Origin of the sequence: Pseudomonas sp. B21-012 (assembly GCF_024749305.1) — a bacterium.
Classification (GTDB): domain Bacteria; phylum Pseudomonadota; class Gammaproteobacteria; order Pseudomonadales; family Pseudomonadaceae; genus Aquipseudomonas.
The window spans coordinates 3098299-3118359 of sequence record NZ_CP087197.1; the positions used below are offsets into that span (position 1 = coordinate 3098299).

Annotated in this window: 27 protein-coding genes; 21 read left to right on the top strand and 6 right to left on the bottom strand. The window is 61.4% G+C overall.

Features of this window, described 5'->3' with window-relative positions; genetic code table 11:
* The first annotated feature begins 11 nt into the window (after positions 1 to 11).
* From LOY37_RS14200 to LOY37_RS14240, 9 genes are all read left to right on the top strand, one after another.
* Positions 12 to 428 carry a hypothetical protein gene (locus LOY37_RS14200; protein WP_258715025.1) on the top strand — a complete coding sequence of 139 codons (417 nt, stop codon included), beginning with the start codon at positions 12 to 14 and terminating at the stop codon, positions 426 to 428.
* On the top strand, positions 425 to 613 hold the full coding sequence (locus LOY37_RS14205) for a hypothetical protein (protein ID WP_258715026.1): 189 nt from the start codon (positions 425 to 427) through the stop codon (positions 611 to 613). Before LOY37_RS14200 ends, LOY37_RS14205 begins: the two co-directional genes overlap by 4 nt.
* The gene (locus LOY37_RS14210) at positions 610 to 813 is read left to right on the top strand and encodes a hypothetical protein (RefSeq protein WP_045194498.1); all 204 of its coding nucleotides are present in this window, start codon (positions 610 to 612) and stop codon (positions 811 to 813) included. Before LOY37_RS14205 ends, LOY37_RS14210 begins: the two co-directional genes overlap by 4 nt.
* A 157-nt stretch (positions 814 to 970) precedes the next feature.
* A complete protein-coding gene (locus LOY37_RS14215) occupies positions 971 to 2074 on the top strand; it encodes a hypothetical protein (protein WP_258715027.1) in 1104 nt (367 codons plus the stop codon).
* 7 nt (positions 2075 to 2081) lie between these two features.
* On the top strand, positions 2082 to 2855 hold the full coding sequence (locus LOY37_RS14220) for an ERF family protein (protein WP_258715028.1): 774 nt from the start codon (positions 2082 to 2084) through the stop codon (positions 2853 to 2855).
* Positions 2839 to 3456, top strand: coding sequence for a lambda exonuclease family protein (locus LOY37_RS14225; protein ID WP_045194502.1), 618 nt, complete (start codon positions 2839 to 2841; stop codon positions 3454 to 3456). Before LOY37_RS14220 ends, LOY37_RS14225 begins: the two co-directional genes overlap by 17 nt.
* Positions 3457 to 3469: 13 nt before the next feature.
* A complete protein-coding gene (ssb, locus tag LOY37_RS14230) occupies positions 3470 to 3961 on the top strand; it encodes a single-stranded DNA-binding protein (protein ID WP_258715029.1) in 492 nt (163 codons plus the stop codon).
* 248 nt (positions 3962 to 4209) lie between these two features.
* Complete coding sequence (locus LOY37_RS14235; protein ID WP_258715030.1) at positions 4210 to 4521, top strand: hypothetical protein; 312 nt, start codon at positions 4210 to 4212, stop codon at positions 4519 to 4521.
* A 379-nt stretch (positions 4522 to 4900) separates the two neighbouring features.
* Positions 4901 to 5662: a GIY-YIG nuclease family protein gene (locus tag LOY37_RS14240; RefSeq protein ID WP_258715031.1), complete on the top strand. Its 762-nt coding sequence runs from the start codon at positions 4901 to 4903 to the stop codon at positions 5660 to 5662.
* Positions 5663 to 5733: 71 nt separating this feature from the next.
* On the opposite strand, the gene trbK is transcribed toward LOY37_RS14240, so the two are convergent.
* Positions 5734 to 5958 (bottom strand): entry exclusion lipoprotein TrbK, encoded by a 225-nt coding sequence (gene trbK / locus LOY37_RS14245; protein ID WP_038995136.1) that lies wholly within the window; start codon positions 5956 to 5958, stop codon positions 5734 to 5736.
* Between the two features lie 106 nt (positions 5959 to 6064).
* Complete coding sequence (locus LOY37_RS14250; RefSeq protein ID WP_258593606.1) at positions 6065 to 6334, bottom strand: hypothetical protein; 270 nt, start codon at positions 6332 to 6334, stop codon at positions 6065 to 6067.
* Positions 6335 to 6460: 126 nt separating this feature from the next.
* Here LOY37_RS14250 and LOY37_RS14255 point away from each other — a divergent pair, with 126 nt between their 5' ends.
* On the top strand, positions 6461 to 7099 hold the full coding sequence (locus LOY37_RS14255) for a hypothetical protein (RefSeq protein WP_258715032.1): 639 nt from the start codon (positions 6461 to 6463) through the stop codon (positions 7097 to 7099).
* A gap of 78 nt (positions 7100 to 7177) precedes the next feature.
* On the opposite strand, the gene LOY37_RS14260 is transcribed toward LOY37_RS14255, so the two are convergent.
* Positions 7178 to 7927, bottom strand: coding sequence for a DUF4145 domain-containing protein (locus LOY37_RS14260; RefSeq protein WP_258715033.1), 750 nt, complete (start codon positions 7925 to 7927; stop codon positions 7178 to 7180).
* A gap of 89 nt (positions 7928 to 8016) precedes the next feature.
* Between LOY37_RS14260 and LOY37_RS14265 the strand changes: the two genes are divergently transcribed.
* The 9 genes from LOY37_RS14265 to LOY37_RS14305 all read left to right on the top strand — a co-directional run bounded on the left by LOY37_RS14265 (position 8017) and on the right by LOY37_RS14305 (position 16455).
* Positions 8017 to 8406, top strand: a complete 390-nt coding sequence (locus LOY37_RS14265) for a hypothetical protein (RefSeq protein ID WP_258715034.1) — start codon at positions 8017 to 8019, stop codon at positions 8404 to 8406.
* A gap of 13 nt (positions 8407 to 8419) precedes the next feature.
* Positions 8420 to 9844 (top strand): DNA cytosine methyltransferase, encoded by a 1425-nt coding sequence (locus tag LOY37_RS14270; protein ID WP_258715035.1) that lies wholly within the window; start codon positions 8420 to 8422, stop codon positions 9842 to 9844.
* A 208-nt stretch (positions 9845 to 10052) separates the two neighbouring features.
* Positions 10053 to 10751 carry a hypothetical protein gene (locus tag LOY37_RS14275; protein ID WP_258715036.1) on the top strand — a complete coding sequence of 233 codons (699 nt, stop codon included), beginning with the start codon at positions 10053 to 10055 and terminating at the stop codon, positions 10749 to 10751.
* On the top strand, positions 10748 to 11032 hold the full coding sequence (locus LOY37_RS14280) for a hypothetical protein (RefSeq protein ID WP_258715037.1): 285 nt from the start codon (positions 10748 to 10750) through the stop codon (positions 11030 to 11032). Before LOY37_RS14275 ends, LOY37_RS14280 begins: the two co-directional genes overlap by 4 nt.
* Positions 11033 to 11353: 321 nt before the next feature.
* A complete protein-coding gene (locus LOY37_RS14285; protein WP_258715038.1) occupies positions 11354 to 11545 on the top strand; it encodes a hypothetical protein in 192 nt (63 codons plus the stop codon).
* 52 nt (positions 11546 to 11597) lie between these two features.
* Positions 11598 to 12098, top strand: a complete 501-nt coding sequence (locus LOY37_RS14290) for a hypothetical protein (protein WP_258715039.1) — start codon at positions 11598 to 11600, stop codon at positions 12096 to 12098.
* A gap of 215 nt (positions 12099 to 12313) precedes the next feature.
* Positions 12314 to 13507: a tyrosine-type recombinase/integrase gene (locus LOY37_RS14295; protein ID WP_258715040.1), complete on the top strand. Its 1194-nt coding sequence runs from the start codon at positions 12314 to 12316 to the stop codon at positions 13505 to 13507.
* 20 nt (positions 13508 to 13527) lie between these two features.
* Positions 13528 to 15114 carry an ABC-F family ATPase gene (locus LOY37_RS14300; RefSeq protein ID WP_010226270.1) on the top strand — a complete coding sequence of 529 codons (1587 nt, stop codon included), beginning with the start codon at positions 13528 to 13530 and terminating at the stop codon, positions 15112 to 15114.
* 150 nt (positions 15115 to 15264) lie between these two features.
* Positions 15265 to 16455 (top strand): MFS transporter, encoded by a 1191-nt coding sequence (locus tag LOY37_RS14305; protein WP_258715041.1) that lies wholly within the window; start codon positions 15265 to 15267, stop codon positions 16453 to 16455.
* Here the strand turns inward: LOY37_RS14305 and LOY37_RS14310 are convergent.
* Positions 16449 to 17480 carry a dienelactone hydrolase gene (locus LOY37_RS14310; protein WP_258606862.1) on the bottom strand — a complete coding sequence of 344 codons (1032 nt, stop codon included), beginning with the start codon at positions 17478 to 17480 and terminating at the stop codon, positions 16449 to 16451. The genes LOY37_RS14305 and LOY37_RS14310 overlap by 7 nt on opposite strands.
* Positions 17481 to 17620: 140 nt before the next feature.
* Positions 17621 to 18232, bottom strand: coding sequence for an FMN-dependent NADH-azoreductase (locus tag LOY37_RS14315; RefSeq protein ID WP_093382354.1), 612 nt, complete (start codon positions 18230 to 18232; stop codon positions 17621 to 17623).
* Between the two features lie 128 nt (positions 18233 to 18360).
* Between LOY37_RS14315 and LOY37_RS14320 the strand changes: the two genes are divergently transcribed.
* Both LOY37_RS14320 and LOY37_RS14325 read left to right on the top strand, forming a co-directional pair.
* The gene (locus LOY37_RS14320; RefSeq protein ID WP_258715042.1) at positions 18361 to 19269 is read left to right on the top strand and encodes a LysR substrate-binding domain-containing protein; all 909 of its coding nucleotides are present in this window, start codon (positions 18361 to 18363) and stop codon (positions 19267 to 19269) included.
* The gene (locus LOY37_RS14325; RefSeq protein ID WP_258715043.1) at positions 19262 to 19621 is read left to right on the top strand and encodes an MmcQ/YjbR family DNA-binding protein; all 360 of its coding nucleotides are present in this window, start codon (positions 19262 to 19264) and stop codon (positions 19619 to 19621) included. The genes LOY37_RS14320 and LOY37_RS14325 overlap by 8 nt, the downstream gene beginning before the upstream one ends.
* On the opposite strand, the gene LOY37_RS14330 is transcribed toward LOY37_RS14325, so the two are convergent.
* On the bottom strand, positions 19614 to 20060 hold the full coding sequence (locus tag LOY37_RS14330; protein ID WP_258715044.1) for a DUF1294 domain-containing protein: 447 nt from the start codon (positions 20058 to 20060) through the stop codon (positions 19614 to 19616). The two genes, LOY37_RS14325 and LOY37_RS14330, sit on opposite strands and share 8 nt — an antisense overlap.
* Position 20061: the final 1 nt, after the last annotated feature.

The following is a 20061-nucleotide window of genomic DNA, read 5'->3' on the forward strand; positions in this document are numbered from 1 at the left end:
TGGAGGCGACCATGGGCGCACTTCGAGCAGCACAGTTTGAGTACGACAACCGGCAGGCGCCTCCAGTGGTTGATGCCCGCGACTCTGCCCGCCAAACATGGCTTGAAGAAGCCGGCGAGCAACTGGCCCGGGGCAGCGACATCAAGGTGCAGCGCCGCCTGCGCGCGCCGCGCATCGTCACCTTCGCCGAGTTCAAGACCCACATTCAGCTGCTCTTGCTGAAGCGCTGGGAGGATGGCGAGGATAAAGGCGACTGGCTGGCAGAGATCGTCATTCAGGCGGCCTTTGGCGAACCCTGCAGGACCACAGCAGCGAGCCTGCTGGGCGACGACAAGCCGGATCAGCACCTGATTGACCTGGCCGTAGAGTTCCTTGAGCCGCTGGCTGACGACGCGCTTATCGCCCAGGCAGAGGACGCAGAGTTATGAGCCCGCATATCGCCATAGACCGCGCCCTGGACGACCTTGAGCAATCAGGGTCGAGGCTGCAAGAAACCCTCACCGAAGCCCTGATCGTCCGCCACTTCTCTGCTGGCGGCATCGACGCCGACGAGTTCAAACACTACTGCGAGCGCGTTCGCCGGGTTGCCGAGCGGCGCAAGGAGGTTGCATGAGCACTGCACCGGTTAAATCGCTCATCGATGAGCAGATCGAAGAACTGCCGAGTGACCGCATGATCCTGGCGTTTACCCACCCGAAATGGCTGGGCGCTCTCTCCCTGGCCCACGACGCTGGCATCCCGAACGTGCACGCCTGGAGCGGCCGCGCTTGCCTGTGCGGTGAGTGGACGGTCGCCTATGAGGTGAAGGCGTGACCTGCTACCAGCGCGCCAAGCGCGTCGCCTTCTGGCGTGGGTCTGCCCTCACCCTTCTCGCCTGCACCGCCTTCATGCTCGCCAGCTCGCTGGCCGGCGCCATCACTCAGTGACCCTTTCATTAGCGCCCACCGCAGGGATGGCGCGGGAGACTCATATGTCCGCACAACAGCAGCTGACAACCGTCGACGACATCAGCGAAGAGAACGCCCCGGCCATCTACGTCGCCGGCGGCCTGAGGCAGTTCATCGAAATTGCAAAGTTGGAGGTCGAAGGTGAAGTGCCCGACCTGACCACCCGCAAAGGCCGCGAGCGCATCGCCAGCCTGGCCGCCAAGGTCAGCAAGTCGAAGATCGCCGCCGAGAAGCCAGGTCGCGACTACCTGCGCCGCCTGAAGGAAATGCCGAAGGTCGTCGAAGCCGAACTGCGCGAGTTCGTGACTGCGATGGACAACCTCCGCGACCAGGTGCGCAAGCCGCTGAACGAGTGGCAGGCAGCCGAAGATGCGCGGGTAGATGGACACAACAACACCATCGCCCACCTGAAGCTGTATGCCGAAACGCTCGAAGGCATCACTGCCGAAGACCTGGCCGATCGCATCGCCAAGGTTGAGGCCGTCGCCCTGGGCGAACAGTGGGAAGAGTTCGAAGCCGAAGCCGCCAGGGCCAAGGACGATTCGCTGAAGGTGCTGCGCGCCGCCCTCGCCGCCCGCCAGCAGTACGAAGCTGAGCAGGCTGAACTGGCCCGCCTGCGCGCCGAGGCTGAAGCCCGCGAGCAGAAAGAGCGCGAAGAGCGCATCGCCCGAGAGGCCGCCGAGCGCGCCCGGGTCGAAGCCGAACAGAAGGCCCAGGCCGAGCGCGAAGCCACCCAGCGCCGCGAACTTGAAGCCAAAGCCAACGCCGACCGCCGCGAGCTGGAGCTGAAGCTGCAGGCCGAGCAAGCCGAGCGCGCAAGGGCCCAGGCCGAAGCCGAACGAGTCGCCACAGAGCAGCGCGCCGAGCAGGAGCGCCAGGCCGCAGCACAACGTGCCGAACAGGCGGCTGAACATGCTCGCATTGATGAACGCCGCCGGGCAGACGACGCTGCCGCCGAGATACTCCGCCAGCAGCAAGCCCGCGAACGCGACGAAGCCCATCGCCGGAGCATCAACCGGGCAGCGCTGGAAGCCTTCATTGCTGGTGGCATGCCTGAGGCCTGCGCCAAGCAAGCGGTCACCTTGATCGCGCAGCGCAAGATCCCCAACGTCTCCATTTCCTACTGAGGTCGCCATGAGCCAAGTAGCCCGGGTCGAACAGACCAACAGCCCAGTGATCGCCACCGAGTCGGTCACCGTTCTGCAGATTATTCAGCAGGTTGCCATGTCCCCGAACGCCGACATCGACAAGATGGAGCGCCTGATGGTCATGCACCAGAACATCCAGGCCCTGCAGGCCAAGCAGCAGTTCGACGAGGCCCTGGCCGCCATGCAGGAAGAGCTGCCAGTGATCGGCGAGCGCGGCGGGATCAAAGACAAGAGCGGCCGCATCCAGAGCACCTATGCGCTCTGGGAGGACATCAACGAGATGATCAAGCCGGTGCTGGCCCGCCACGGCTTTGCCCTCTCCTTCCGCACACCGCGCAACGAGCGCGGAATCGAGGTCGAGGGTGTACTGAGCCACCGCGCTGGGCATCGAGAAACCACCTCCCTGGTTTTGCCGGCTGATACCACAGGCAGCAAGAACGGCGTACAGGCCGTGGCCTCCAGCGTGAGCTACGGCAAACGGTACACCGCCGGCGCCCTGCTCAACTTCACCACCACCGGCGAGGACGACGACGGCAACGGTGCAGTCGTGACGCCGCGGGTAACTTCGGTGCAAGCCAGCCAGCTGGCCATGCTGCTGGAGCGCTGCAGCGACAAAGCCAAGGCCGCGTTCGCCAGCATCCATGGCACCCCATCTGCGGTTGAGAAAGCCGCGTTCGACCAGGTGCTGGGCATGCTCACCAAGTCAGCCAACCAGAATGCAGCCGCAGACCAGGAGACCTCAAATGCAGATCATCACTGACATCGAGCAAGGCACGCCGGAGTGGCTGGCCCTGCGCTTGGGCATCATCACCTGCTCGGAGCTGGATTGCCTGCTGGTAAGCGGTAAGGGCGAAGCAGGCTTCGGCGTGGCCGCTTTCACCTACATGGACCAGCTGATCGGAGAGCGCATCACTGAAGAGGCCGCCGAGATTCCTTTCCAGACAAAGGCAACAATCCGGGGCCACGAGCTTGAGGGTGTCGCACGCGGGCTCTACGAGGACCGCGAAAGCCTCAAGACTCGCTCAGTCGGGATCATCCTGAACCACGGCATCGGCTACTCGCCTGACGCCCTGGTCGGCGACGATGGCCTCACCGAGATCAAGACCAAGCTGCCAAAGTTTCAGGTTGGCGTGATCTTGGCCGGCGATGTTCCAAAAGAGCACGTAGCCCAGTGCCAGGGCGGCCTATGGGTGTCGGAGCGCGAGTGGATCGACTTCATCAGCTACTGGCCCGGCATGCCGCTCTTCGTCAAGCGCGTGTACCGCGACGAAGCCATGATCCGCAAGCTCACCGAACGGGTGAAGACCTTCTACGAAATCCTCGACGAGCGCATGAACAAGGTGCTCGGCCTGGCCGCATAACCAAGGAATCACGATGCCTACTCTTACCGATATCGGCCGCCTGGGCCGCGACGCTGAACTGCGCTACACGCCTGACGGGAATGCCGTCTGCAACCTGGCCCTGGCCTGCGAATATGGCCGCAAAGGCCAAGATGGCAAGCGCCCTACTCAGTGGGTCGACGCTACGCTCTGGGGCAAGCAGGCCGAAGCCATGGCGCCCTACCTGCTCAAGGGCCAGCAACTGCACTTCACCATCGACGACGCCCACGTCGAGACCTACACCAAGGCCGATCACTCCCAGGGAGTGAAGCTCACCGGCCGCGTGATCATCATCAAGTTCGCCGGCAGCCCGCCGCAGCAGGCGCAGCAAGGAAGCCAGCAGCAACAGCCTCGGCCCCAGCAGCAGCGCCAGCAGAGCCGCCCGCAGGCCCAGCCGCAGAACCAGCAAGGCGCCCCGGGCCCCGACTACGACAGCTTCGACGACGACATCCCCTTCGCCCCGCTGCATCACCTGGCCGGGGCGTAGCCATGATCGCCACAATCGCCCAGCCAATCCCCGCTGTGAAGTACGCGGCGGCCATGGCCGCGTCCACTGGTCGGCCCTGGGGCGTGTATCGCGGAAACAAGCGTCTACTAGTGGTCATGCCCTCTGGCTCTACGAACAAGAAGCCAATCGAGGTGTGCCACCCATGAGACGCATCCAGAAGATCACCCAGCAGCGCCGCCGGCAGCTGCATGTTCACTTGCCGCCCAGCGGATTAAAGGAGGCGTCATATGGCGATGGACCAGGCCGAGCGCGACCGGCGCAGGCGCGAGAAGTCCGCGAAGGTGCAGGAAGAAGATCTGCGCTTGAAGGTTCGACCAGGGACTAAGCAGGCCCTGCTGGAGCTGATGGAGTGGGCCGGTATCGAGGAACAGGGCGAGGCGATGACGCTGATGATTCATCACCTGCATGGGCTGGGCCCGAACGTCGCCCTACCACTGCTGACACCTCCGCGCCACGAAATCACGGTGTCACCGACTGTGGCGCGGAAGCTGGAGCGTTTCCGAGAGCGTGAATCGCTACGCATCTGCGCGGATCACTGATCTTTCGCTCCCTGCGAGTCGGTAGTTTCATATGCTGCCGGAACGTCTCGACGAAGGTCGCCGCTTGAACAAAGCGCTATGAGTAGCCTCTCGGCCGCCTGCATGGCTTCCCCGTCGGAATTGAAATCCTCCGCTGTATGTATGGAGTGAGAACCGTAATCCTGGCCATTTTTGATCCGGATGTGGGCTTCTCCCTGCCATGGCCCATTTCCAAGAGATGTCGCTGAAAGTCGGTAATGAACTCCTTCGTACTTTTTATCGAATGTCATAGCTAAACCCTCATTCGCTGTACCTGCCGACCTTTTCATAGCTCGTCCTAAGCCTTTTTACAACCATGCCGCATCCGGCCACGGAGGGTGGCGCATGCATGGAGAAAGTCATGGCGAAGTTCTACTACCAGATCAAGGGACGCCGCCCGGCAACAAGCGCATACGGCGAGGCTGAGTGGGCCTGGCCACCAGTGTTCAGCGGAATGGTCGAGGCGCCCGACCGAAAGTCGGCTAAGGCAGTGGTCGAGGATCAGTACGAACGCCAGTTCCCATCGCGCGTGCTGCGCAAGGACATGGACGCGCACGAGTATTTGCTGCACATCCAGCCGATCGACGAGAACGACAGCTACCTGATGGGGCGCTTCGAGAACAGGCCGTGCAAGGAGTGCGGTACCGTTTTCAAGTTGATCGACAAGTACAACGACCCGCACACCGAAACGAAAAGCCATGCCTACTGCACCGAGAAGTGCCAGGCGGCCGCTAAGTTTCGTGACCTTTCGGAGTTCCGCCTGGCCACCGAAGGCCGGTCGCCGCCAGTGATTTACCAGGTGCGGCAGAAGTCCAGCGGTCGGGTCTACGTCGGCCAGACCACACAGCCATTCACGCTGCGGTGGTGGCAGCACCTGAGCAAACCAACCAGCTGCAAGTTCCACGCAGCCCTGGGCGGCTCCGACATTACCGACTGGGAGTTTTCCGTTATCGAGGTGATCGCTTACCCGGATGATTGCACAAACCGGGCAGCCTACATCACTCAACGGGAAAGCCACTGGATAGCGGCCCTGGCGGCGGTAGAGACCGGTTTCAACTCCGTTCGCCCTGCCGGCGCGGTCGATCAAGCTCAGGTGCTGCTGCGTCTCACTGATTTGGCCTGACCCTCCCGCGCTGCCCGCCAGCCCTTAAACGAAAACGCCGCCTGATGAGGCGGCGCTGACTGAAACGGACGTTACCAGGTCTTCGGCTCTGACTTCTTGTACGAGCCACCGGTCATGCACTTCTCAACCAGGTCTTCGCGAGCCTTATTGTCTGGGAGCGTTTTCAGGTAGTCAGGCTGACAGTGTTCGGTAGTCGGCTCGTAGGCGGCGGTGTCGACGGCGTCTTCTTTGCAGCCAGCCGAAATGGCTGCAGAGGCTGCTACGAGGGAAATAAAGAGGAGGGATTTCAGAGACATGAGCTCATTCCGTTGAAGTGGCCGGGATTTATAGCAAACCTCGGCCCGCGTCGCAAAGACCACTCAGCGCTGCCCGCCAGCGCCACAGGTCAGTTCAACTCCTCAATTACTTCCGCTCGTACTTGAACTTGCCAAGCTCAATTTTGGTACCGGGCTGAGTGAGTCGGTAAATCCCATAGCCCACGGTCGCGGCCGCAGCGACAGAAGCTGTGATCTTCGGGTTGGCAACAGCCACTCCAATCACGGCAGAGCCCGCTGCTGCAATTGCTTCTTTGTTCTGAATCGCCAGAGTTATCAGCGTAGCGGTACCGGCGCCTGCCGCTACAACGTCGGCGTCGATTGTTCGGCCTGACTTGTGATCAATGGTATCCGTCATCTGCTTTTCTCCTGGGCATTAGATTGCCAGCACATAAAACACTAGTCGGTGGATGCTGACTAGCGGCCCCACTCTTTTTTTTAAATAAGCCACCCCGGCGAGGGCGGCGCATGCATGGAGAAAGCCATGAGCAAAAATCCAAACGCAGACCCCGCGCCCCGAAAGGTGCTGGCCTACTCCGTGGAAACTAACGATCCCGAAGAATCCACGATTCAGTTCGCCACGTCGAACGCGGCAGCCCGGCGCCAGGGCGCGGATGAGATCGGCACTGACTTCGGGGCGGTGTCATGCCGCCGCGCTCGGTGGGCCGACCAGTACGTCAATCAGCGGTTCATTCCGGCCAAGGCCTACATCGATGCCGGCTGGTGGTTCGGCTGCAACCACTGCGGCATCAGGTGCGACAGCGATGCCAGCTACTGGGACGAAGAGACAGATTCCGACATCTCGCTGGACTTGGTATTCGACGGCCGCGTCGTCTACTGCTCTGCGGGCTGTAAGGAAGGGCATGAAGCCGAAGTCGCGGCTCGCAATGCCAAGTTTGAAGCATTCAAGGAGCGGGTCGTAGCTGTCCGCCCTGGTGTCACCTTCACCGAATTCACCGGCGGATACCCGTGGTGCGGCAACAGGGCGAAGTTCATGTTCCCCGGCGCACAATACGGAGGCTCGGTCAGCGAAGCCGAGGATGGCACGGAGCTGAAATGGTACGTGGCACAGGGAGATAAAGCCGCCTGGGACCGCTTCATCGCCGAGCAGTCGACCGCCTGACCTTCCCGCGCTACCCGCCAGAACGACCGTTGTTACTGGAATGCCTTCCCCGTGAGGGGAGGCGAATCTTACACACAATCAATCCTCTGCGTTCGAATCGGCGACAGTCTCTTTGGCTGGAGCGGGAAGTATTGGCATCTTAATATTTTTAAAAGCGATTTCAGCTCTGGCGGGAATTATGTAGGTCCCAATGAGAATATGTTCAATAACCTCAAGGGCTAAGAGAAGCTGGTCCTTTGAGTGATGTTTCGCATCATGAGCTGCTCGATTACCGAGAACCCGAATTTTATGCAATGTATCCACGCCCTCTTTGGTAACCAAAGATCTTGCGTGGAGATCATCGATCTTGAGGGCTAAATTTTTACCTTTCGCCTTCACGTCAGAGCATATCGACTCAACTAGCGCACGGATCGATATTCCGCCTACGATAAATAGTTCATTTTCTACTGCGGTGCGAGCCTCCTTGTATATCTGGCCGATCCCCACAGGCAACATCCAGTGATCAATCACCCTTGAGCCCAAGACTCTGCCAGGATAATAGGTAACGGTTTCGTTGTAGATCATCTCTCCAGTTGCATAGTCATGGTCGTAGTCCTCGGAGTTAGACGAGGCAACACGAAATGAAACATCTTCACAACCCATACACTGAATCAGTTGGTTACTAACCTTCCAATCAACAGAGTTCCCACCGCCACAGTCTTCCGATCCTCTTTCGGAATAGTCGGCGATTACTCTGTGATTTGTTTCCAGGCAACACTTCTTGCAAGGAAATTTATCCTGCTCACTCTCTGAGCAGGTGAGATTGAATTTCTTAGTTACGTCCCCCACGGAAAGCCTCCTTTGATTTGCTCCATTTTCGTAGCTTAACCCGATAAACCACGCAGCGCAGGCACAGAAGCTAGCGCCTGGAGAACACCATGAGCACATTCGCAGTCTTCGGCATGACCGCCGACGTAGCGCTGGCTGAGGCCAGGAAGATCACCAAGACGACCAGGCCGAGCGGGAAAGCTGGCTGCCCCCCCTTGGAAATGACGATCACCGAATGGAATGAAGCCGTCGACAAGCAGGTGGACAAGATCATGCGCGGCAAGAAGATGCGCCAGCTCAGCCCGGCGTTCGATGCGCCGCAGTTCGCCGAGCAGTTCGCCGAGCTGGCCCGCAAGACTGGCAACTGCCGAGACCTTCGGGTCAGGGCGAAATGCACCCTCACCGACGCCGAGGGGCAACCAATCATCAACAAGAAAACGAAGGCTCCTCGAGTTGGCTGGGTGGACTACCAGCCAGAGATGACGCCGAAAGTCGCGTAGCCGAGGACCACCTATGACCGTTACATACGGAAGCGTCTGCAGCGGCATTGAAGCTGCGACCGTGGCCTGGCACCCGCTGGGCTGGCGTGCCGCTTGGTACGCCGAGATCGAGCCATTCCCCTGCGCGGTACTGGCTCACCACTACCCCGACACGCCAAACCACGGCGACATGACCCGCCTGGCCGCTATGGTGCTGTCCGGCAAGATCCCAGCGCCTGACGTTCTGGTGGGCGGAACCCCATGCCAGGCCTTCAGTGTGGCCGGCATGCGCGAAGGCCTTGCCGATCCCCGCGGCGCCCTCACCATCAGATACGTGGAGCTCCTCGATGCAATTGACCATGTTCGAACCCTGCGAGGTGAGCCAGAGGCCGTCTGCGTCTGGGAAAACGTCCCAGGCGTCCTCTCCGACAAAGGTAACGCGTTTGGCTGCTTCCTCGGCGCCCTGGTGGGCGAATCCGAAGAGCTCCAACCGCCAGGGGGTAAATGGAAGGACGCTGGTTGTGTGTATGGACCCACGCGAACAGTCGCATGGCGGATTCTGGATGCCCAATATTTCGGCTTGGCCCAACGACGCCGCCGTGTGTTCGTTGTCGCAAGTGCTCGAGCAGGGTTCGATCCCCTCGAAGTACTTTTTGAGCGCGAAGGCGTGCGCCGGGATACTCCGCCGCGCCGAGGTGAGAGGCAAAACGTTGCCGGGACCATTGCAGGCGGCGCTAGAAAGAACGGCGGCTACTCAACTGATGATGTGCCGCTAACGACGTATGGCGGCGGACGGAGCGCCGGGGCGATTGATGTAGCTGCGTGCTTGGTGGCAAAGGGTCAGAAGTGCGATTTCGAAGTTGAGAGTTTCGTGGTGCACGGCACCCAAGACCCTTGCATCCTTAAGGACCAGGCTCGCGCCTTGGGCCGGAACAACGGACAAGAGAACGCGGTTTTCGATCCGAGTCAGATCACCAGCCCCGCAAACCGCAGCAATCCTGAGCCTGGTCTTTGCCATACCCTGCCGGCGGCGAGCAAAGCGCCTATCGCCTTCGGTTGCAAGGACCATGGCGCAGACGCTGGCCAAGTCGCCCCAACCCTTAGAGCCATGGGGTATGGCGGCAGCCACCCCAACGCCGGCGGCCAGGTCGCGGTATGCATCACTGGCGAGATCACGCACACGCTGAAGGCTGAGGGCTTCGACGCCAGTGAGGACGGCACTGGCCGTGGCCAGCCGATGGTTCAGGGGGGGGGCGGTGTTCGCCGCCTGACCCCGCGCGAGTGCGAATGGCTCCAAGGCTTCCCCGGCGACCACACCCGCATCCCCTATCGCGGCAAACCCGCCGACGAATGCCCAGACGGCCCACGCTACAAGGCGATCGGCAACAGCAAGGCCGTCTTCGTCGTCCGCTGGATTGGTCGGCGCATTCAGCAACAGCTTGATCACCTGCACCAATGAAACTATGTGCAGGATGAGTTGAACAATCGCATCCGCCAATTTGGTTAGTTGGACTAATTCTTCCATCTAGAGGCCTCCCGAGTAAGTCCAGAGAAACTATTTCCTCTGTTTCAGTGAGGGTTTCTGTTTGGAGTACATTTGTACTCCACCCCACTTAACCCCTCTCCCCTCTATTGAGCAGCCGCGATATGGCGGCCAAGGCGAAGCTATGTCTCAAGCAAAGGAACGCCCGATCTTATTCAGCGGACCGATGGTCCGAGCCATCCTGGAAGGACGTAAGACGGTCACCCGCCGGCCGGTAAAAGACGGCCAGATCCCTCGCCTGGATTATCCGGACAGTCCGGAGCCTTGGGCTGCCGTAGGCCAGCATCACCCGCGTTACGGGTTCGTCGTGCAAGGCAAAACCGAGGACGAATGCGCCGCCAAGCTGGGTGAGTTGGGCGCTTGCCCGTTCGGCGAGCCAGGCGATCGCCTCTGGGTGCGCGAAACATGGTTCTGCGACCATTACGAGGTGATGCGCGGGCCTTACCTCAAGCCGGACGATCTCGATGTAGTGCAGGCTCGCGACGACGGAACGCTGGTTTACGCTGCAGACGGCCTTGAGCCATACGAAGCAGACCAGCCGACTTGGAAGCCAAGCATCCATATGCCGCGCTGGGCCAGCCGCATCCTGCTGGAGATCACCGCCGTGCGCGTCGAGCGACTGCAGGACATCACCCTGGAGCAGGCGATCGCGGAAGGGGTCGATGCCGACATGTGCCGCCAATACCTGGAAACTTCACCTTCACGTTTTGAGTGCAAGGCTGCGGCAATTCACGGGTTCGCGGGTCTTTGGCAATCCACCGGTGGCAATTGGGATGCAAACCCCTGGGTCTGGGTCGTCGAGTTCAAGAGGATCGAGTCATGACCCGCTTCGCCCTCTGCCTCCTGCTGCTGGCCACCCTGGCCGGCTGCGACACGCGACCGGAAACGCCTCCGCAGGCCTTGGACGTGCTGCACGATGATGCCCGTGGCGTGACCTGCTGGCAGAGCAGCAGAAACTACGTATCTCTTTCGTGCCTTCCAGATTGGATGCTGCAAGGCCAGCTGCAGGCCGGCAACGAGCGCCAGCTCTCCCCGCACGAACAAGACACCCCTACCCCTGCAAAGGCGCCAGTGCGCTGGAATGAAGAGAGGTATGAGCTGTGAAAGACGCAAAAGAATTTTACTCTGTCGAGCAAGCTTCTCAGCATGCCGCCGACTGGTGCAAACGCCATCCCGCATGGCGCCGGATCTGCGATATCCCGGACTCCTCCGTGTTCACGAAAACCTACGATGAGATTCCAAAACGCGACGCGCCTATTGGGACAAGAACGGCGGCGAAGAATGCTGGCGAGAATTCGGAATCGCAGGAAGCAAGGTGCCTACTGGATTCATCTCTGGAAAGGGCGAGTTTTTCGACAACGTCCTCAAGGTGCCCCTCCATCACAACATGATGATGGTGTTCCGCGTTGGCAAGAGTTGGGAGCCATGATCCCACGCAAGGGTTTTCTCCGACGCCAACTGGAATCTGCGTTGATCCTGCTGGCCGCCTGGATACTGGGTGGCCGCAACGTTGCAAGGTCGCCAATCGTCTCGCGCAAGGACAACAACGAGATGTTCGAGATGGACTTCGAGCTCCGCGCCATCGCCCGCCGCATCCGCAAGCAGTACAGCGAGTAACCCCTCCCCCTACAACAACTCAAGCCTGCCGGTAGGCGGGCGAGGATGAGCTATGTCCGCAACAACCCGTTTTCACGAAGCCGCCAACGACGCTCTGGTGCAGATCAGCAACAACCTGTGGCCCGAGGCCAGGCTCGCCCTGGTCATCTACACGCCTGGCGAGCCCGGCAAGGACATCGTCCTGAAGGACCAAGGCATTGTCCTTGGTGAAGTGGTCAGCACCCTACGCCGGTCTGGCCTGAGCATTGACGGCGAAAACGCCTACAAGCGCGATCTGTGCGACGCAATCATTGGTGCCATGGCATTCGGTAAACAGAACAACAATCCACCGCCTGCCGACCACTGGTGCAAGGAGTTTTGGGATATAGGCCGGGCCGAGGGCGCTCGGCAGGAAGAGCTGTTGGAAGCGCTGGCCCAAGCACGCGAACAGCGGGATGCCTTGCTCAGCGCGGCGCAAGAAGCCTTGAGGGTGATCGATCGAATCAAACCCGCAGGAAATGGAAACGGAACCCAGGTGCGCCTCGCAACAGCAATCGAGAAAGCCACCGCTTAACCCATCCCCACCTCTGCCGCCATGCGCGGCGTGGAGACAATCATGACCACCGAAACAGATGGTGACTTCGACAAGGTCACCGAACAGCGCATGGCCGATCTATTGGGATGCACAAAGCGAACCCTGGAGGGTCGGCGCCTGCGGGGAGTATTCCCCGAGGGCGTCTGGATTAAGCACCAGGGCCGAATCATCTATAGCAAGAAGAGGTATGACGAATGGCTGGAAAGCCAATGGATTTACCCCGAGGGGTCGAAGTCTTCCGCAACTCCCTCCGGATTCGTTTCACATGGGACGGTATCCGTCGATGCGAAACGCTCCCTTACCCCCCGACACAAAAAGGCATCAAGGCTGCATCCCAGCTTCGCGATCAGGTAGTTAGCTTTAACAAGCTTGGCCTTCTGGACCAGGACAAGTACGCCGAGCTTTTCCCGGGCTCGCAAACTGTCGCGGGCAGCAAGCCGACATTTGGTGAGTACGCCCAGCTCTGGCTCGACAGCCGGGAGATTACGCCCGGCACTTACAACAACTACAAAAGCGCGCTGAACAATTACTGGATGCTCCACTTCGCGATGGCTCGTGTGGACCTGATCACCACCACCCTGGTTCGCAAGGTGGTGAGTTCAATCACCTGGAGATCGCCGGGGGTAAAGCGCAACGCCCTGGTGAAGCTGTCAACGATTCTGCGCTCAGCGGTGATCGACGGATTGATCAGCAGAAACCCTGCCGAGGCTCTGCAACTGCCCAAGCGCACCAAGAAAGAGATCGACCCGTTCACTTTAGAGGAGGCGAACCAGATCACCGCCAGGCTCTACGAGCACCCGCACTGGCCAAGCCAGATCTACGCGGCGTTCTTCGAGTTCGTGTTCTTCAGCGGCGTACGCCTGTCGGAGGGCCTGGCGCTGCGCTGGGATGCTGTCGACCTGGAGAAGAAGGTTGCCCATGTGAAGCGCACTGTAGCGCTGGGCGAGGTAGTGGAGCGCACCAAAACCGGCAAAGATCGGTTCGTGCTACTCAACGAGAGGGCCTTGCATGCGCTCGAGTTCGCCAGGGAGTACGCCGAGCGACGCAGGAAAGGAAAGGGGCGGGTCACGGAGTCACCGTTCATTTTCCCGCCATCGAAGAACGCAGAGTACGTCCGGCAGACCTCCGATCTGCATCATCAGTGGCGGCCGGTGCTTAAAGAACTGGGGATTCGTTACCGTCCGCCATACAACTGTCGTCACACCTATGCGACAATATGCTTAATGTCTGGCCTCAACCCCGCATTTATCTCCCAACAGCTCGGCCACAGCGTGCAAATGCTGCTGTCGACGTATGCGCGTTGGATTAACTCAAGCTCCGACTGGAGCGAGCTGGAAAAGCTGCAAATTGGTATCAAATCGGTATCAGCCGCAATGCCAGCGACGTAAGCTATTGATAGGTAAGCCCTTTGATCTCCACCGCTAACATCACCATGCAGTTCGGCGCCAAGCCCTTGTTCGAGAACGTCTCGGTCAAGTTCAACAACGGCAACCGCTACGGCCTGATCGGCGCCAACGGCTGCGGCAAGTCGACCTTCATGAAAATCCTCGGCAACGATCTGGAGCCGTCCGCCGGCCAGGTCATGCTCGAGCCGAACGTGCGCCTGGGTAAATTGCGCCAGGATCAGTTCGCCTACGAAGAGTTCACCGTGATCGACACCGTGATCATGGGCCATGAAGAGCTGTGGAAGGTCAAGGCCGAGCGCGATCGCATCTATTCGCTGCCGGAAATGACCGAAGAAGACGGCATGGCCGTCGCCGAGCTGGAAACCGAGTTCGCCGAGATGGACGGCTACACCGCCGAATCCCGCGCCGGTGAGCTGCTGCTGGGCCTGGGTATCCCGCTGGAACAGCATTTCGGCCCGATGACCGAAGTCGCGCCAGGCTGGAAACTGCGTGTATTGCTGGCCCAGGCGCTGTTCTCGGACCCGGAAGTGTTGCTGCTCGACGAGCCAACCAACCACCTGGACATCAACACCATCCGCTGGCTGGAAAACATTCTCACGGCGCGTAACAGCACCATGATCATCATTTCCCACGACCGCCACTTCCTCAACAGCGTCTGCACCCACATGGCCGACCTGGACTACGGCGAACTGCGCCTGTTCCCGGGCAACTACGACGAGTACATGACCGCCGCGACCCAGTCGCGCGAGCAGCTGCTGTCGGACAACGCCAAGAAGAAGGCCCAGATCGCCGAACTGCAGACCTTCGTCAGCCGCTTCTCGGCCAACGCCTCGAAAGCCAAGCAGGCCACCTCGCGCGCCAAGCAGATCGACAAGATCCAGCTGGCCGAGGTCAAGCCATCGAGCCGGGTCAGCCCGTTCATCCGCTTCGAGCAGACCAAAAAGCTGCACCGCCAGGCCGTGACCATCGAGAAGATGTCCAAGGGCTTCGACGGCAAGACCCTGTTCGAAAACTTCAGCTTCACCGTCGAAGCCGGCGAGCGCGTAGCGATCATCGGCCCCAACGGTATCGGCAAGACTACCCTGCTGCGTACCCTGGTCGGTGAACTGAGCCCGGATGCCGGCGCGGTAAAGTGGACCGAAAGCGCGGAACTGGGCTACTACGCCCAGGACCACGCCCACGACTTCGAAGAGGACCTGAGCCTGTTCGACTGGATGGGCCAGTGGACTCAAGGCGAGCAGGTAATCCGTGGCACCCTGGGGCGCATGCTGTTCTCCAACGACGAGATCCTCAAGTCGGTCAAGGTGATCTCCGGTGGTGAGCAAGGCCGCATGCTGTTCGGCAAGCTGATCCTGCAAAAGCCCAACGTACTGGTGATGGACGAACCGACCAACCACCTGGACATGGAATCGATCGAGGCGCTCAACCTGGCGCTGGAGAACTACCCGGGCACGCTGATCTTCGTCAGCCACGACCGTGAGTTCGTATCGTCGCTGGCCACCCGCATCATCGAGCTGAGCCCGAGCGGTGTGGTGGACTTCAGCGGCACCTACGATGACTACCTGCGTAGCCAGGGTGTGGTGATCTGATCCAGATCTGATCGCGGGGCAAGCCCGCTCCTATAATCCTGTAGGAGCGGGCTTGCCCCGCGATGCTGGAAAATCCGTTAGCCTGCTTCCTTTTCTCTTCGCACCCGGCGATCATGGGCCCTCTCCCACCGCCCGCCAGCGAACGAGCTCATGTCCGCGCAAGCACCCGCCGCCGTCGATACCGGGTCGATCACCCGGCAAATCCTTTCGATTGTCTTCTATACCTTTATCGCCTTCCTCTGCATCGGTTTGCCGATCGCGGTGTTGCCCAGCTATGTGCATGACCAGTTGGGCTTCAGTGCGGTGATCGCCGGTATCACCATCGGCCTGCAATACCTGGCCACCCTGCTCAGCCGGCCCCTGGCCGGACGCGCGGCAGACAGCCTGGGTACCAAGCGGGCAATCATTTACGGCTTGATCGGTATTGCCGCCAGCGGTGTGCTGACCTTTGCTTCAGCACTGACAGTCGATGTGCCGTTGCTGAGCCTGCTGGCGCTGCTGGGCGGGCGCGTGCTGCTGGGCATCGCCCAGGGTCTGATCGGCGTCGGCACCTTGAGCTGGGGCATCGGTGCGGTGGGCGCCGAGCATACCGCGCGGGTGATTTCCTGGAACGGCATTGCCTCCTACGGGGCCATCGCCATCGGTGCGCCGCTGGGCGTGGCACTGGTCGACCGAGTCAATTTCGCCACCCTGGGCCTGGCCTTGAGCGTCCTGGCAGTGCTGGCCCTGCTGGTAATCCGCAACAAACCGTCGACGCCGGTGGTACGTGGCGAGCGCCTGCCGTTCTGGGCCGCATTCGGCCGGGTTGCGCCGTGCGGGGTCAGCCTGACTCTGGCGTCGATCGGCTACGGCACCCTGACCACTTTCGTCACCCTGTTCTACCTCGAGCAGGGCTGGAGCGGCGCAGCCTGGTGCCTCAGCGCATTCGGCGTGTGTTTCATCCTTTCACGGCTCTTGTTCGTCAACGCAGTCAACCGCTTTGGCGGCTATCCCGTGGCGATGGCCTGCATGGCCACCGAAGCCCTGGGCCTGGCCTTATTGTGGCTGGCACCCAGCCCGGTGCTGGCATTGATTGGCGCAGGCTTTGCCGGTTTCGGCCTGTCGCTGGTGTATCCGGCGTTGGGTGTCGAGGCGATCAAACAGGTGCCCAGTTCCAGCCGCGGTGCAGGCCTGGGCGCCTATGCAGTGTTCTTCGACCTGGCCCTGGCGATTGCCGGGCCATTGATGGGTGCGGTGGCCCTGCACCTGGGCTATGCCTGGATTTTTTGCCTGGCTGCTTTGCTTTCGCTGCTTGGCGTCGGCCTCACCCTCCTGCTGTCACGGCGCGCCGGCAACTACTGATCGGCCATGTGCAGGCCGCCCTGATGGCGGTCAGCCAGGGTGTGGTTGAAAAACCGCGCAGCCTCAGCCTGTAGCGTCAGGTGAATGTCCTCACGGTCGACGCCGTCCGGGTCGTTGCACAAGGCGGCCATTTTCTGGCGCTGCTCGTCGTCGCACGGCGCCATGAACACGAAGTGCCCGGCACCGGCCAACAGCTTGTAGTTGGGCGTGACCGGCAGCTTGCGCGCCAGGGCCTGGGCATTCTTGTCGATGGCCAGCAGCTGGTCCTTGTCGCCGCTGTAGATCAACGCCGGGACCTTGACCTCGGCCAACGCGTGACGGCCGAACATCAGGCTCAGCGGCGCCATCAACATCAGCGCCTTGACCCGCGGATCGGGCGCGGCACGCAGGTCGGCGCGGTCGGCGATCAGCACGCCCTTGGTCTTGCAGGCGTCGGCATCCAGCGGCCGCTCCTGGCAGTAGCGCTGCAAACGCTCCAGGTCCGGTTGCGCCCCGGACAGAATCAAGGCGGTCTCACCGCCAGCCGAATAGCCGATCACGCCCACCTGCGGGCCATTGATGTACGGGGCCAGAAAGCTATCGCCGAGGCTGGCGGTGATCGCTGCACTGATCTGCAACGGCCGCCCGTAAAGGTTGCTCAAGGTGCCCAGGCGGCTGTGGTCGCGGGCATTATCGCCCGGGTGGGTGACGGCGACGACGATAAAGCCGCGCCGCGCCAGGGCGGTGGCCAGGTCGTGCAAGGCCAGCGGCGTACCGGTATTGCCGTGGGACAACATCAACAGCGGATAACGGCCGATAACCATCGGCGCACCTTCCCAAGCCTGGACCCGGTAGCCGTCGATGCGGCTGCTGCGCTCAACTGCACTGGAAGGATAGAACGCCAGGGCCTGCACCGGCTGCGCATCGAGCGGGTCGGCGAAACTGAGGCGATGCACGCCGACACTCCAGTGCGCAGCCGGCTCGGCCTGCACCATCAGCGGGCTGCCCAACAGGACTAACAGGAGTAATGCGCCAAGACGCCGCATCGTTTTGCACCTTAAGCAACGCGATCGATCAATGCTGATAGTGCGCAGCATAGAACGGGCCAGCCCGGCGCAGATGAAACCTCAATGAAAAAACCGACTGCAGGCGCTGCCGGCAGTCGGTTTGATTACTGGCCCAGAGATCAGGCGGCGACGAACAGGTCGGTGCTGATCTGCACTTGCGCGGCGTTCAGGGCCTTGGCCCGGTGCTCATCGCCATAGGCCAGGCCGTGGGCACGGACGATTTCCAGGTCGGTGATGCCGATAAAGCCAAGGAACACCTTGAGGAACTCTTCATGGCCGACCGCGGTAGGCTGGCCGGCGTGCAGGCCGCCTGCGGTCGATACCAGGATCACCTTCTTGTTACCGCACAGGCCTTCAGGGCCGGCTTCGGTGTAGCGAAAGGTCTTGCCGGCCACTGCGACGCGGTCAATCCAGGCCTTGAGCTGGGTCGGCACGGTGAAGTTGTACATCGGCGCGGCCAGTACCACGGCGTCGGCGTCGAGAAACTCCTGCAGGGTTTCGGCGCTGAGTTTGGCTTCATGCTGCTGGGCGGCGTCGCGCAGTTCTTCCGGGGTGCCGGCGGCGACCAGGGTCGCGGCCGAGAAGTGGCTGATGGCGTCGCCGGCCAGGTCACGGTAAGTCACTTGCAGCGACGGCTCGGCGGCTTTCCAGGCTTCAACCACGCTGCGGCTCAGCTGACGGGAGGCGGAATTATCGCCCAGGATGCTCGAATCGATATGCAACAGTTTCATGGGACTCTCCTGAATGAAGACCGCGAGTGGGCGATCACGATGGGGAGAATCCTACTTGGGTGGCGAATAGCTGATAAGTCAGTAAAAATGCGTTAGTTTGTCCTACTGGCAGGACAATGGTGACGCACATGCAAGACCTCAATGATCTGTTCTACTTCGCCCGGGTGGTCGAAGCCGGTGGTTTTGCCGCCGCTGGCCGTGTGCTCGGGATTCCCAAGTCACGCCTGTCGCGACGTATCGCCGAACTCGAAGAGCGCCTGGGCACACGCCTGCTGCAACGCACCACACGCCAGTTGAAGCTGACGGCCGTGGGTGAACGTTATTTGCGCCACTGCCAGGCCATGCTGCTGGAGGCGGAAATGGCCGACGAAGCGGTGGCGAGCATGACCAGCGAACCGCGCGGGCGCTTGCGGGTGTCGTGCCCGGTGGGCCTGGCCCACGAATTTTTACCGAACGTGATCAGCCGCTTCCTGCAGCAATACCCGCAGGTGCAACTGGACATGATCCTCCTCAACCGCCGCGTCGACCTGATCACCGAAGGTGTCGACGTAGCCCTGCGAGTGCGCGACCTGGGCGATGAAGACCCGGCGCTGGTCACCCGGCGCCTGCGTCAGGCGCAAATGCTGCTGGTGGCCGCCCCGCAGTTTGCCGCCGCGCAGGCGCTCGACCACCCGCAAGACCTGGCCAGCCTGCCGGTACTCGGTGCGGTGGATGCCGACCGCCTGGTGCATCTGCGCCTGCTCGATGGCCAGGGCCACAAGCACGAACTGGCCCTGGAGGCACGCCTGGCGATCGACGACTTTGTCGTGCGCAAAGCCGCCGCTGTCGCCGGCCTTGGCTTTACCACGCTGCCGTTCATGCACTGCGAAGAAGAACTCGAACGTGGCGAGCTGGTGCGCCTGCTGCCAGACTGGTCGCTGCCCGGCGGTTATCTGCAGGCGGTCTACCCCCATCGGCGCGGGCTGCTGCCGGCGGTGCGGGTATGGATCGATCACCTGGTCGCGGAATTTGCCCAATGCGGGGAGCGTTATGTCTGACAAGAAAATCAGCGAAGAACAGGTCGCAGCCTTCTGCCTGAACCTACCGGGTGCGCGCGAAGACTACAAATGGGGCGGCATCCGGGTGTTCTCGGTGGCCGGCAACAAGATGTTTGCCGTGCTTGACCTGGGCGGCGCCGGGTTGTCGTTCAAGGTCGATAGCGAGCTGTTTCTCGGCTACGTCGACCGCCCCGGCGTGCGCCCGGCGCCTTACCTTGCGCGGGCGCACTGGGTCAGCATGGCACCGCCCTACCCCATGGGCCGCACCGAGCTGACCGAACTGCTGCAACGCTCCCATCAACTGGTGGTCCGGCGCCTGCCCAAGCGCCTGCAGCCAGGCTTGCTTATCTGAGGATTGGCCCCAGGGCAGCGCCAAGCCAGCGGCCGCCGAGCAGCAGGTGGTCGATCCAGAACAACTGATGCACGCCGACAATGGCCCAGAAACTGAGCTGAAACGACAGTTTGCGGGTCTTGTGCCGAAAGCGTTGCTGGGCCAGCAAGGCGCCCGGCCAGCCGCCGCACAGCTCACTGGCGTGAAGGACTTTCTCTGGCGTGCGCCAGGCCTGGTTGCGGGCCTGCTGCTTGTCGCGCCAATACAGCACGAAACTCACCAGGCTGGCCAACGGGTAGGCCACGGCCGGTAGCCAGGATTGCCCGCTCAAAAGCATCTGCAAAGCGCCGCCCACCGGCAGCAGGCACAAGCCGACAAAGGCCAGCAACTTGCTGCGGGGGTTTTGCAGGGCGCCGCTGGTTTGGGCTGCGCGGCGCGGCTGGCTTGGGCTACGGCTCATC